The 13,382-nt window shown below is 39.6% G+C and carries 10 protein-coding genes; 3 read left to right on the forward strand and 7 right to left on the reverse strand.

Translation table 11 applies throughout. The annotated features are described in order from the left end of the window. Positions 1-457 precede the first annotated feature (457 nt). A complete protein-coding gene (gene ltrA, locus BQ5903_RS07835; RefSeq protein ID WP_079579668.1) occupies positions 458-1,843 on the forward strand; it encodes a group II intron reverse transcriptase/maturase in 1,386 nt (461 codons plus the stop codon). A gap of 92 nt (positions 1,844-1,935) precedes the next feature. On the opposite strand, the gene galT is transcribed toward ltrA, so the two are convergent. After that, entirely contained in the window at positions 1,936-3,420 is a 1,485-nt protein-coding gene (gene galT, locus BQ5903_RS07840) for a UDP-glucose--hexose-1-phosphate uridylyltransferase (protein WP_056971699.1), read from the reverse strand. Between the two features lie 44 nt (positions 3,421-3,464). Next, a complete protein-coding gene (locus BQ5903_RS07845) occupies positions 3,465-4,628 on the reverse strand; it encodes a galactokinase (protein WP_010498953.1) in 1,164 nt (387 codons plus the stop codon). 148 nt (positions 4,629-4,776) lie between these two features. Between BQ5903_RS07845 and BQ5903_RS07850 the strand changes: the two genes are divergently transcribed. Then, a complete protein-coding gene (locus tag BQ5903_RS07850; RefSeq protein WP_010498952.1) occupies positions 4,777-5,784 on the forward strand; it encodes a substrate-binding domain-containing protein in 1,008 nt (335 codons plus the stop codon). 70 nt (positions 5,785-5,854) lie between these two features. Here the strand turns inward: BQ5903_RS07850 and mgtE are convergent, their stop codons facing one another. From mgtE to BQ5903_RS07865, 3 genes are read right to left on the reverse strand one after another with little or no spacing between them, the layout of a single operon-like run. After that, the gene (gene mgtE, locus BQ5903_RS07855; RefSeq protein WP_056971694.1) at positions 5,855-7,225 is read right to left on the reverse strand and encodes a magnesium transporter; all 1,371 of its coding nucleotides are present in this window, start codon (positions 7,223-7,225) and stop codon (positions 5,855-5,857) included. Between the two features lie 13 nt (positions 7,226-7,238). Beyond that, a complete protein-coding gene (locus BQ5903_RS07860; protein WP_010498948.1) occupies positions 7,239-8,132 on the reverse strand; it encodes an RluA family pseudouridine synthase in 894 nt (297 codons plus the stop codon). After that, positions 8,129-8,938, reverse strand: coding sequence for an NAD kinase (locus BQ5903_RS07865; RefSeq protein WP_079579293.1), 810 nt, complete (start codon positions 8,936-8,938; stop codon positions 8,129-8,131). The genes BQ5903_RS07860 and BQ5903_RS07865 overlap by 4 nt, the downstream gene beginning before the upstream one ends. Positions 8,939-9,636: 698 nt before the next feature. Between BQ5903_RS07865 and BQ5903_RS07870 the strand changes: the two genes are divergently transcribed. Continuing rightward, positions 9,637-10,236 (forward strand): DsbA family protein, encoded by a 600-nt coding sequence (locus BQ5903_RS07870; protein WP_231920942.1) that lies wholly within the window; start codon positions 9,637-9,639, stop codon positions 10,234-10,236. 125 nt (positions 10,237-10,361) lie between these two features. Here the strand turns inward: BQ5903_RS07870 and pepF are convergent, their stop codons facing one another. After that, the gene (pepF, locus tag BQ5903_RS07875) at positions 10,362-12,167 is read right to left on the reverse strand and encodes an oligoendopeptidase F (protein ID WP_079579294.1); all 1,806 of its coding nucleotides are present in this window, start codon (positions 12,165-12,167) and stop codon (positions 10,362-10,364) included. A gap of 141 nt (positions 12,168-12,308) precedes the next feature. Beyond that, positions 12,309-13,328 carry a competence protein CoiA gene (locus tag BQ5903_RS07880; RefSeq protein WP_079579295.1) on the reverse strand — a complete coding sequence of 340 codons (1,020 nt, stop codon included), beginning with the start codon at positions 13,326-13,328 and terminating at the stop codon, positions 12,309-12,311. Positions 13,329-13,382: the final 54 nt, after the last annotated feature.

The raw sequence follows: 13,382 nt of genomic DNA on the forward strand, positions 1-13,382 counted from the left end.
GCTTATGTGTTACCGGTTGTTTTTGTAAGTGCGCCCGGCATGGGCAGTAACTAGGCGGTGTAAGTCCGCTGTGAGCCGTAGTGGCCGGTATCACGAGTCGAAGACAAGGGTGTCTATCGTGAGGTAGAATCTGAAGGAAGTCCTAGACGAAACATCGAATCGATGAACAAGAAGTGGCTAAAAGGCTGGAAACGGTGGGATGAGATTGCTTAACAAATCGAAGTCCCTGACCACTCGAAACCGTCACAGTAAAGCCAACGGTTTGATGCGAAAGCTACTGCTCTTACCCGGGGAGGTCTGTCATGGTAGTTCTCTCAAGCTGGAAGTTATTTCTGGCAGGAACAGGCTCAATAGTAATGTTGAGTTGTCCATGACAGAAGTCAGCCGAGGCCATAGTAGCCAGTAATGGTGAAGGGCTGAACAACAATAATTTTGATTCATCCTGGAGGTGGAAACAATACGACAATCGCAGAAAACAGAAAATAAAGCTGACTACCTGCGGAGGGTAACCCTGGAAGGGTCAGAGCAAACAGGAGCGCGTAGCGTTGTTTCTGGTGAAAAGAGAACTCAAAATGGCTTATTACGTGAGAAGGTCTTAGACCGGAATAATTTAAATCGGGCCTTTGTCCATGTCAAGCGTAATAAAGGGGCTGGAGGAATTGACGGCATGTCCGTTGAGGAACTTGGCCCATACTTGAAAGAGAATAACGTAAAACTAATCGAGGCCTTGCGAATCGAAAGCTATGAACCCCAACCTGTCAAACGAGTTGAGATTCCTAAGCCAGATGGTTCGAAACGTCAGTTAGGAATCCCAACGGTCGTTGACCGTGTGGTTCAACAGGCGTTACAACAGCAACTGTCTCCTATTTTTGAAAAAGTATTCTCAGATAATAGTTATGGTTTTCGACCACACCGCAGTGCACAAAGTGCTGTGAAAAAGGTGGTTGCTTATTATAATCAGGGTTATCACTACGTGGTCGACCTTGATTTAAAGTCCTATTTTGACAATGTGAACCATGATTTACTAATTAAATTTGTTGAAAATTACATTAGTGAGCCATGGGTCTTGCATTTGATTCGTAAGTTCTTGACGAGTGGTGTTATGAATGGTCGATTTTTCGAGAAGTCCGCTAAAGGTACACCGCAAGGTGGCAATATTTCACCATTACTAGCAAATATTTATCTGAACGAGCTGGACAAAGAATTGACCAAAAGAGGACATAAATTTGTACGCTATGCGGATGACTGTAATATCTATGTTAAAAGTAAGCGTGCGGGTGAACGGGTTCTCAAAAGCATCACCCAGTTTTTAGAAAAGGAACTCAAAGTTGAAGTGAATGCAGAAAAGACGCAAGTCGGTTCTCCACTAAGACTGAAGTTTCTAGGTTTTTCGCTGGGTGTGGGACGCAATAGCGCCTACCCGCGTCCTCATCAAAAACCTAAACAGAGAATTAAACAGGAATTGACAAGAATCACCAAGAGAAGCCGAGGCGTCAGCCTTGATAGGATTCTGCATGAAATTAAGCAGAAAATGCAGGGCTGGATCCAATATTATTCCATTGGGAAGATGAAAACCTTTCTCCAACAACTAGACAAATGGTTGCGCTCGCGCATCCGCCAGTATATCTGGAAACAGTGGAAGAATATCGGAACCCGTTATAAAGCATTGATTAAACTAGGCTTGACACCCAAACAGGCGAAAATCTACGTCAATACTCGTAAGGGATACTGGCGCAACGCGCACAGTAAAACACTGTTGATGACCATAACTAATAAAAGACTGGCACAGCGTGGGCTAATAAATCTGTCCAAACTGTACCAGTCTATTCAAGCAAAAGCTTAAGTTGTTGAACCGCCGTATACGGTTCCGTACGTACGGTGGTGTGGGAGGTCGATAGTGTGAACTATCTCCTACCCGATTGAGCTCACGTCAGCTTATTTCAATCCAACTTCTTTTGCAAATTTAAGGAATGCAACATGACCCTGCTGATCTCGCTTAAAAACCCCAGCATCTTCCAAGACCCTGGCAAATACCTTACCGACCTCTTTTTGCAAAACTGAATTAACATTGGTGCTTGATATTTCATGTTGAGTCCGTTTAATATCTTGCGCCCATTTTAAATGATAAGCGGCAATTTGATTAGGCTGACCCAATAAATAATTAGCGACTTCTTTAAGTTCATCTTTTAGGCGTGGCGGCAAAATAGCCAAACCCATAACTTCAATCAAACCAATATTTTCTTGTTTGATATGTTGAACATCTGGATGCGGATGGAAGATACCGTCGGGAAATTTTGCAGATGTTTGATTGTCTCGTAAAACGAGATCCAACTCAAGCTGCTCTCCACGATGACGAGCGATCGGCGTGATCGTATGGTGTGGTTCACCTGCTGTTTTTGCACGGACCCCTACACTTTCATCACTATAACCGCGCCATTTATCCAAAATCTTTGTCGCTAGTTTGATCAATTTATCCTTAGATGTCCCACGTAATCTAACAACTGACATCGGCCATTTAACGATCCCTGCCGTTATATCTGCGAAACCGACAAAACTCAGCGGCGTTTCGATTGGTGCCTGCTCCATTGCAAATACATGCCGCCCTCCTTGATAATGTTCATGAGTTAAGATCGAACCTCCCACGATCGGCAGGTCGGCATTACTACCCACAAAATATCCGGGGAATTTTTCAATGATCGTCAGTAAACGTTTAAAAGTCTCCTGGTCGATCTGCATTTCATGATGTTTAGTATCCAAAAAAATACAATGCTCGTCAAAATAAGCATATGGTGAATACTGAAAGCCCCATTTTTCATCATCAATATCAAAACGAACAACACGGTGGTTACTCCGAGCTGGATACCCGATCCGCCCTAAATAACCTTCATTTTCGAGACAAAGTTGGCACATAGGATAGCCTGTTGCCTTTTGTTTTTTAGCCAGTGCGATCTGTTTGGGATCTTTTTCTGGTTTGGACAAATTGATCGTGATCTCCAAATCGCCATACTCAGTTTTAGCTGGAAAGTAAATATTATTGGCGATCGCACGAGTTTTAATATAATCGCTTTTTTTACTCAATGCATAAAAGTCAGCAATTGCTTGTTTTGGACTAATATTTGCATAAGTTTCCCAAAAATGACGGTTAACTTGACTTGGCCGCGGGACGATGAGTTCCATTAATTGAGAAGCGACAATATCCTGTTCATCGTGGGTCTCACCGCATCGACCGTTTATTTGCGCCTGCTTGACCAGCTCGTCTTTGAGGTCTAGTAATCCTGTTTGCTTTGTAAAGACATTTAAAGTTTCGTCACCAACCAATCTTAAAACATAATTTCGTAAATAAATGTGGTCAGTTGCTTCAAACTCGCTGTTGTTAATGACTTCGTTTACAAAAGCATCAACTAATTTCTGTTGAGCCATTTTTCTTTCACCTACTCTTTTAATTCTCTGCTCTCTCAAATCTCTTAAATAACTTTGGTTCCATCGGAGATCTTGGCTTCATAAAATGAAGGAGCATAACCGATCTCTGTTGTGTATTTAGCAGCAACTTGTTTTTCAAATTCTGGAACTTGTGCACTAGCGACTATGGCGATCGCACATCCACCAAAACCAGCACCAGTCATGCGAGCACCTAACACACCATCTTGCTGCCAAGCAGTGTGAACCAATGTATCTAACTCTTTACCAGTAACTTCATAGTCATGCTCCAAAGAAACATGAGAAGCATTGACTAAGCGACCAAATTCTGCTAATTTTCCCTCTTGCAAGAGTTTTTTTGCACGTAATGTCCGCTCATTTTCAAGAACAGCATGACGAGCCCGTTTAAGACGATTGCCGTCTTCAATCAAATATGAATATTCATCGAAGGTATTTGCGTCCAATTCACCTAAAGAAGAAATATCAAGTTCAGTCTGTAATTCACTTAAAGCTTTTTCACATTCCGCCCGACGTTCATTATATTTGGAGTCGGCAAGTTCGCGACGTTTATTAGTGTTCATAATAATAATGACATGATCTTTCAAGTCGATCGGCGCAACTTCATATTCAAGCGTATTAGTGTCCAATAAGAGTGCATGATCTTTTTGCCCCATACCAACGGCAAACTGATCCATGATCCCTGAATTGACCCCAATAAATTCATTTTCAGTCTTCACACCTAATTTAATTAAATCAAGGCGTTCGATTCCCAAGTTAAATTGATCATTCACGATCGACCCGATCAACATTTCTAATGCAGCTGAAGAAGAAAGTCCTGAGCCATTAGGAATATTACCATTGATGTATATATCTAAACCGCTCGACAGGACATGACCTGCCTCTTGCAGAAACTTGATCATTCCCTTGGCGTAGTTAGCCCACGAATCTTTCTTGCTATATTCCAAAGAATCAAGGTCAGCTTCAACCACACCAAGATCAGTAAAATTGCCAGAATAAAGACGCACTTTTCGATCTGTTCTTTTAGCGACAGCGCCCCAGATACCCAATGAGATCGCACACGGGAAAACATGTCCCCCATTGTAGTCAGTATGTTCACCGATCAAGTTGATCCGTCCCGGTGAAAAGTATTCCGCGCTTGGTTTTGATTGGTAGATATTAGTAAATGCTGTAATAAGTTCTTGTTTGTCCATTGATAAAGCCTCCCAGATTTTTAAGTAAACGCTTAACATTTTCATTGTAAACTATTTTACTAAAATCATCAATGTTTTACTAATATATTTACTTAATTAATCACTGTGGTAAAATAAAACTATATTATAAATGGAAGGATGTGCACGAATGGCAACTATTAAAGACATTGCCCACCTGGCCAAAGTTTCATCAGCCACAGTCTCACGGGTCTTAAACCATGATTCAAGTATGTCGGTCGGCACAGAAACAAAAGAACGCATTTTCAATGCTGCACATCAGTTAAACTACAAAAAAACTGGTAGCCGGGCAACTAAAAAAACAACAAAAAAGACACTGGCGATCATCGAGTGGTATACCGAACAACAAGAATTAAATGACCGCTATTACTTTTCTTTACGCGAAAGTATCGAAAAAAAAGCACAAGAACTAGGCTATCGCATCACACGACTGTTCCATACGGATCCCTTAGAAAAGGCAGCAGCTTGTGACGGAATATTAGCTTTAGGCAAGTTTAGCACTCCTCAGATACAAGAGTTGGGGCAGCTCTCAGACCACATCATTTTTGTTGACTGCGATACCCTCTTTGCTGGTTACAGCTGTGTGGTTCCTGACTTCGAAAACGGTGTGACTACAGTCTTGGCGCAATTCGAAAAAGCCGGTCTAAAAAAAATCGGCATGTTAGCCGGTGAAGAACATACATCCGACCAAGAGGAAAGCCTGCTTGACCCACGTTTTTTAGCCTTTAAAAAATTACTGACAACTCAAAAAAAGTATAATAGTCGCTATGTTTACGTTGGTGACTTCACTATGGATGCTGGTTACCAAATGATGCAGCAAGCTTTGGTCGATTTAAAAAACGATCTGCCTGAAGCATTTTTCATGGCCAACGATTCTTTGGCAGTGGGCGCATTACGAGCCTTACAAGAAAAAAACATCAAAGTTCCAGAAGATATTAGTGTCATTTCGTTTAATGATTCTTCATTAGCTGAATTTGTTTATCCTAAACTCAGCAGTGTCCATGTTCCAACTAAGCAAATGGGAATAACGGCAGTCAAACTCTTAACAGCGCAGTTATCTTCATCTAATTTTGAAAATGTTCCAAAAAAAATAACATGTGGAGTCAGGCTTGTGGTCAGAGACAGTTCCCAAAACTGAGCTATAGCAGTTTATTAATTATATGAACACACAAAAAGCAATTCTCACTTAGCTGTTTGAGAATTGCTTTTTAATTATTCAAGAAGAAACTTAAGAATAAGTGTGCAATATTAAAGTAAATCAATACTGAGGTCAAATCACTTAAAGTGGAAATAAATGGTCCTGACGCAACGGCAGGGTCCACCCCCACTTTATCCATGATCAACGGAATAATACTGCCCGCCACAGTTGCAACCGTGATCGCTGTTGACATCGAGATACCGATCACGAAACCTAAAATAAAATTTTCTTTCCAAAAACCGACGAGTAAGAAAACAGCTAGGCCTGTTGTCACACCGGCAAACAATCCCGTAAGTAGCTCGTTAAAAATTGTTTTCAAACCTGAGCGCCGATCTTCTTCACTGTTAGACAACCCACGGATCGCCACAGCTAAACTCTGGGTACCAGCATTACCTGCAGTCCCCGTGATCAAAGAAACAAAAACCGCAAGGATACTGGCCTGAGAAATCAAAACTTCATAATGGTCGATCAAAGTAGTAGTTGACATCCCCATCAACAGTAAAATCAACAACCATGGCAAACGTTTGAGTGAAGCTTGAAATGGGTTTTCTGGAGTTTCTTCAGTATCAACACCAGCCAAACCTGAATATTCACCGGCATTTTCTTCATCAATAACATCGATAACATCATCAACATTGATAATACCGACTAATTTATTTGCATAATCAATAACTGGCAAAGCCACGAAGTTATAATCACGCACTTTCTGTGCAACTTCGGTCTGATCTTCATCGACTGGTACCGAGATCACAGGTTCAGTCATGATCTCAGAAATTTGAGTCTCTTCCGGATTAGTTAGTAAATCACGCAAAGTCACGACTCCGATCAATTCATTATCATTAGTCACAACATAAGCATAATAGATCAATTCTGCGTCTGCTGCTTCTTCACGAATATCTTTGATCGCAGAACTAATATCCTGGTCGGCAAAAATATCGACATACTCAGTCGTCATCAAAGCACCGGCAGTTTTATCCTCATAATGCAGCAACTCACGAATCTCTGCAGAGCGTTCTTCTGGCAGTGCCAACAAATAATGAGTCAGATCTTTATTTTGCGCATAGGCTAAAATATCGACCGCATTATCGGTATACATTTCGTCAATAACTTTGGCAGCATATTGAACCGGCATTTCTTTAAAATATCTAACTACATCCTCTGGTTCTTCTTCGATCGCATCGAACATATCGCCGACCTCTTCGGCACTTAAATACCGATAGACTCTGCTGCGCAATGTTCGGTCCAGGTCTGAAAAAATTTGTGCCTGTTCATGGACATGTAAGTCTAGATATTCACGCCGAAATAACTTAGCTTTTTGATCGGACAACAGTTGAGCGATCTGGTCGTTTTTATTTGCATTTTGCATTTGTTTATCGGCCATTTTTATACCTCTTCTAAAGATTCTTCATATATTCGGACATGTCTTTTTTTAATGGAGCAGTGAAGGTCATGATTTTTCCTGTTAACGGATGTTTAAAAGTCAACCGGTAACAATGCAACGCCTGACGGTACAATCCGCCCTTAAAATGACCACCATACATCGTATCCCCTAATAATGGATGACCGATACTTGCACAATGGACTCTGATTTGGTGTGTTCTCCCTGTTTTAGGCTGTACTAAAAGCAACGAACCTGCGGCACTGCTTTGCAAACATTTAATATGAGTCAGGGCTTGCTGCCCATCCGTTACAACTTGACGTTTGAACAGACTTTGCGGATCGCGTCCGATCGCGGCGTGTACATCAAATTCATCGCTTTGTGCTAACTGACCTTCTACTAGTGCCACATACTGTTTGGATATTTTTCTTTGTTGCATTTGAATATCTAACAACGCGTGAGCATAACGGTGCTTAGCAAATAAAACTAAGCCGCTCGTATCCCGATCGAGCCTTGAAACAATGTGTGGAATAAGCCCCCGATAATTACGAACTTCATAGTAGCCGCAAACCCGATTGACCAATGAATCATTCAAGTAGAGTTTCGATGGGACCGAGGTTAAATGAGCAGGTTTATTAATAATTAACAAGTCACGATCCTCGTAAATAATATCAAGCGGCACATAAGATGGGACAAGTTCTGTCTTACGTCCGTGTTCAGGAGGCAAGAGCAGCGTAACAACTTGTTTTGAATGAATTTTATCGATCGTTCGTCCTGAAACATTATCAACCAAGATCTCCCCGCCTTCATGACGGATCTTAGCTAATAATCTGCGAGAAACATGTTGTTGTTTTAAAAAGGACTTCAGTCTGATCTCTGAGTCCCCCAAATATTGCCACTCAAATTTCATTGCTCGTCACCAATAAATGAATCTTTCACACGATTCCAGAAACCGTTGTGACGATACTTGGCAAAATAAACTTTTTTCTTAGAAACTTTATATGTGATCTGAGCAACATCAATAGTATGGTAGTAGCGCGAATCTACTGCCAACAAGAAATCTTGGTTGCTACCAGGGCTAACGGGTCGAATAGTTACCCAGTCGTTAGGGCTAATGATCAAAGGTGAACTGATTGTTCTAAAAACTCGGTTATTGATCGAACTGATCTCAGCCAACTGTAAAACGGGCATGTCTGGGTGAACAACAGCTCCGCCTAACGACTTACTATATCCGGTAGATCCCGTTGGTGTTGCCACACACAAACCGTCACCACGAAAACGTTCAAACAAGTCTCCACCTATATATACGTCAGATGTCATAGTCGGACCGACTCTCCTGATAGATGATTCATTCAGTGCTAAGAATTGATGAACTTCACCATCCTTACGTGTCAAAACATTAACATCTAACAACGGGTATGAAACTGATTGCCTGTTATCAGATTGTAAACTAACGACCAAATCATCGATCTCACCATCGCGCCAGTCTGTATAAAAGCCCAAATGACCAGTATGAACGCCAACAAAGCGGATCTGATCTAACTGTTTTTCATAATGATGGAAAGCAGAAAGTAATGTTCCATCACCTCCGACAGTGATCACGATATCGGGATTTTCGGAGTCAAAAATAAAATGTCTATCAGCCAGCTTTTTTTGCAGCTGCTGCTTGATTGCTAATGATTTATCTGAGTCATTTGCAAAAATCTCGATTTTCATAACTTTCCTCTTTTGCTTGATTTACTTAAATACTGAAGCACTTGAATATAATAGATAAAAAGCCAATGTTACCATGCCCTCATTCACTTACCTAGTGTACCACAGTTACTAAATCATTTGAATTTTGACTTTATTTTTTAGTCGGGCTGCAGCAAGCAAGAAGTTTTGTTTATCCAATTTAAACAGCATAATGCAAAATGCGCACTTCGCTTTTTAAGTTCACTATATTCGCTTTTGCCCACTTACCTCCAAGCTTTTTTAATTTTTTAAAATTTTTAAAGATCAGTTTTTTTGCTTCCTTAGAAAATCTGAGTTTTTACTGCTAAATTTAAGCACTATTTTTGCAAGCTACTCTATTTTTTGTTAATCTATGGCATGAATATTTGAGCTCAAACCAATAATCTGGGATCTGTTAAAAAAAGTTATGGTATATACCAAAAAATAATGTATTTTACTTTAAATTTACAAACAGATTCACTATAATAGGTAAGGTTTCAATTAACGGAATAAAAGTTTAGGTGAAAAGCGCCTATGTAAATTTAGATTTACGCTTATTATAAAATAGCAACTTTAACTTCTTTTTTCAGATAATGTTTGTGATAAACACATTCATTGCAATTAAAAATAAGTCTGGTAAAGTGAGGATAACATCTAATGAAAAAGACAGTTAGTTTTTGGAGGAAACAATTTTGTTAGAAATGTATTTATTTATCAACCCTATCGGTAGTACTTGTTATCATGCCGAGCAAAATATTTTGGATATGATCCAAGAAGCTAGAGAAGATGTTCGTTTCCGCTTCATTCCTTTAATGAATATGCAAAGTGTGCAAGACATTATGGAAATGAATGGCAAGTCCCGGACAGATTTAGCGACCCGCAATAAGTTAGTTATGAACATTTATCATGCTGCATTAGATTTTAAAGCGTCTTTGTTTCAAGGTAAAAAGCGTGGAAGAAATTTTTTGTTAAGCATTCAAAGGCAAATGGAATATTCTGTTGATGGCAATTATACCAATGATATTGCTATGCAAGCAGCTTTAGAGAGCGGGTTGGATAAGGAAATGTTTATCCATGACCGAAACTCCGAATTCACTGCTAAATCTTTTATGAAAGATCAAAAAACTGCTGCAGAAATGAACGTTAAGCATCATCCAACGGTTGTCTTATTTAACGTTAAAGGTTATGATTGCGGCATTGCCATGGATGCGTGCAAGTCCGATCATGTTTTAAAGGAGATCCTTGCTGGTAGAATGCCAACTGATTTAGTTGAAAAGACTGCGGGTGCCACTCACAGATGAATTCATTTTTAAAATCTAATCGTACTCCACTTAAAATTCAAATTGACAGCAATAATTAGTTAATATCATTCAAAAGACCCGACCAAAATTTAAATGGCCGGGTCTTTTTTGTAGGGAATATGTCCCTATTTTAATAATTGTTTCAGTTCCTCAAGTCGCTTCTCAAAGACAGTAAAAGCATTTTCTAAATAATCAACTTTAGTCATATTTACCCCAGCTTGTTTCATAATGTTGATCGGGTAGTCTGAACTTCCTGATTGCAAGTAATGAAGGTAGGCTGCAGTATCTTCAGGCTGGTCATCTAGAATATTATTAGCTAATGTTGTCGCTGCAGCAAAACCTGTAGAGTATTGGTAAACATAAAAATCATAGTAAAAATGTGGGATCCTAGCCCACTCGTCAGCGATTTGTGGGGTACTGCCGACTTCTTTGCCATAGTATTGTCGGTTAAGGTCCAAGTATTTAGTCGACATTTCATCAGCTGTCAAAGATTCTCCTTTTGCATCTGTTTCATGGAGCCACTGTTCAAATTCAGCGAACTGTGTTTGCCGATAGACTGTACCCTTAAAGCCGTCCAAATAGTAATTTAAAACATATGCTCTAACAGCTGGATCAGCTTCGTGTTCCAATAAGTAAGCAGTCAGCAAATTTTCATTTGTAGTTGAAGCGATCTCAGCCACAAAAATAGAATAGTCACCATATTGAAAGGGCTGATGCTGTTTGGTCAGTTGGCTATGCATGCTATGTCCCATTTCATGAACTAAAGTATACAAACTATCCAGATCATCGTTCCAGTTCAATAAAATATATGGTGGTGTATCATAGCCGCCGCCTGAATAAGCTCCCCCTCTTTTCCCTTTATTAGGAATAACATCGATATACCGTTTTTCAAAGGCATTTTGAACCTGTCCAACATAATCCGAGCCCAAAACTGACAATGCCTTTAAAGCAATTTTTTTACCTTCCTCAAATGTATACGTCAATTCAGGCTTACCTGTCAATGGCGTATAAAGATCATACATGCTCAAATCAGTTAATTTCAAGACTCTTTTTCGCAAACCAACATAACGTTGTAACAGATCAAGGTGGCGATGAACAGTCTGAACTAAGTTATCATAAACCGTTTCTGGAATATTATTTGCATTTAATGCTGCTTGTCTTGCACTACCATAATGTCGGACTTTCGCATCATAGTTTTGAATATGAACATGAGACCCAAGTGTTTTACCGAAAGTTCGTAAGAATTGGTGGTAAACTTCGTATAATTTGGTAAAAGCCTGCTTTCTAATCTCGCGATCTGTAGACTGGATCAGTTGGCTGTATGTACTATCAGTCAGCTCAGTTCTATCACCATTTTGATCGATCACATCAGCAAACTTCAGATCCGCATCATCTAGGACTGAAAAGATATTTTCCGGAACAGCAAAAATATCTCCCATCGAAGCTAATAATTTTTCTTCCGGCGCGCTTAAAGTATGTTCAGCAAAACGTAAGGTGTCCTCAAATAAATGAGAATATTCTTTAAGTTCTGGCTCCTGTTGTAAATACTCTTGCACCTTTTCTTTACCTAGGCTCATAAGTTCTGGGTCAAACCAAGCTAATTCTCCTTCTATTGACGCCATTAGTGCCTGAACCCTAGAAAACATACCTTGATACTTCGAATTCGTTGTATCCTGATCATTTTTCATACTAGCATATACATACACCTTTTCGGATAAACGGTACACGTCCAACAAGGCTTTGACAGCAGCTAATAATGCAGCTGGTCCATCACAAAGAGTGCCCTGATATCCCTTAAATTTCTCAGCTTCGATATTAACCTTTTTAAATGCATCTTCAAAATCTTGATCAGTCGCAAAAATTAAACCCAGATTCCAGGTCAACTCCGGAGCAACTTCACTTCGTTGTGGTACTTTTTTAACTTCAGACATAACTGACCTCCTCATATTTAAAAGAGTCACAAGAAACGAGCGAATAATGGAAAACTAAAATCGCTGCATAAGATAAGCTAAAAACGATATTAGTTTTGGTTCTACAAAGCTTATTCGTCACTTGGAATTCTCGTATTGCAATCAATTGTAGCGATAATTTTGACTAAAATCAATTTTACCAGTCATTTTTTGAAACTCCGTCCATTCTGAATAGCAAAACTGATTCAAAGAAACAAACGGCATTATAAAGATATTGTGTTGATTCAAGAACTTCTTCATGCTGGTATTTTTTGCATTTCTAGGAAACAACAAACAAAAACGTGCCTTCCACAAAAAAGCCGGCTGCCGGTAAATTGGCGGAAAATACTCGGCTGTGATCACCCCTTTTACAAGATCAATAAATGAAAGCCGACGCTCGTAACACATGTTTTGCAGTCTATAAATTTGCCGACTTCGCTGGTGCATTTTAAAAACCAAATGACGTATTTGTTTTTCTTGTTCTGAATTAGTCAATCTAAAATAGCGAATGTGGTGGTCAGTATGTAAAAAATTCTCTAATTCTTTTAAATTACTGGCAAAAAAACGCATATACTTCAATGGCAGCAAATCGGCCATCTGTATCCCATATAATACTTCAAACCGCTCATAAACTGTATCTAAATAAACCAAATAAAAGCCTAAATTATGGTGCCAACGAATAAACTGTGCGATTTGCTGAGTCAAGTTTCGCTGCGGATAATGACGTCGACCTAAGATCCAAACATACTTGAAGTTATGCTGTTGATAGCCTGCCGAACGTTGAAACATTGCTGTTGCAGTTAGAGGAGCGCATTGAAATTCAAAGGCAAGCCGATGTCCATCTTTAAAACGGCATAAAACGTCAGGTCTTTGGCGAAAATCTTCTTGATATGCTTCCAATTCAACTTGACAATGAAACTGATAACACCAAGAGGCCAATAATTTTTTCCCAGCCAAATGCTCTGCTGTTTCACCTTCGCTAAACGCATAACAACCATGCTTTCGATGCGCAAAATGGGCTATTTTTAACTGTCCATGTTTTAAAACTACTGTTTCCAAACAACTTGGACAAAAATAACTACTTTGTTTGCTTGCTTTTTCCGCGCTGATATAGTTTCCATGTTGGTCTTTTGCATAAAACATCCTGACACCTCCATAAAAAAATACGCAAAAAAAGCAAGAATCTGCTTTTTTCCT

This window comes from Ligilactobacillus acidipiscis (assembly GCF_900116935.1).
Taxonomy (GTDB): domain Bacteria; phylum Bacillota; class Bacilli; order Lactobacillales; family Lactobacillaceae; genus Ligilactobacillus; species Ligilactobacillus acidipiscis.

Bases quoted from the DNA above. Each gene is read 5' to 3' on its own strand.
- galT (WP_056971699.1), bottom strand. From the start codon at position 3,420: ATGGCTCAACAGAAATTAGTTGATGCTTTTGTAAACGAAGTCATTAAC.
- BQ5903_RS07845 (WP_010498953.1), bottom strand. From the start codon at position 4,628: ATGGACAAACAAGAACTTATTACAGCATTTACTAATATCTACCAATCA.
- BQ5903_RS07850 (WP_010498952.1), top strand. From the start codon at position 4,777: ATGGCAACTATTAAAGACATTGCCCACCTGGCCAAAGTTTCATCAGCC.
- mgtE (WP_056971694.1), bottom strand. From the start codon at position 7,225: ATGGCCGATAAACAAATGCAAAATGCAAATAAAAACGACCAGATCGCT.
- BQ5903_RS07860 (WP_010498948.1), bottom strand. From the start codon at position 8,132: ATGAAATTTGAGTGGCAATATTTGGGGGACTCAGAGATCAGACTGAAG.
- BQ5903_RS07865 (WP_079579293.1), bottom strand. From the start codon at position 8,938: ATGAAAATCGAGATTTTTGCAAATGACTCAGATAAATCATTAGCAATC.
- BQ5903_RS07870 (WP_231920942.1), top strand. From the start codon at position 9,637: ATGTATTTATTTATCAACCCTATCGGTAGTACTTGTTATCATGCCGAG.
- pepF (WP_079579294.1), bottom strand. From the start codon at position 12,167: ATGTCTGAAGTTAAAAAAGTACCACAACGAAGTGAAGTTGCTCCGGAG.
- BQ5903_RS07880 (WP_079579295.1), bottom strand. From the start codon at position 13,328: ATGTTTTATGCAAAAGACCAACATGGAAACTATATCAGCGCGGAAAAA.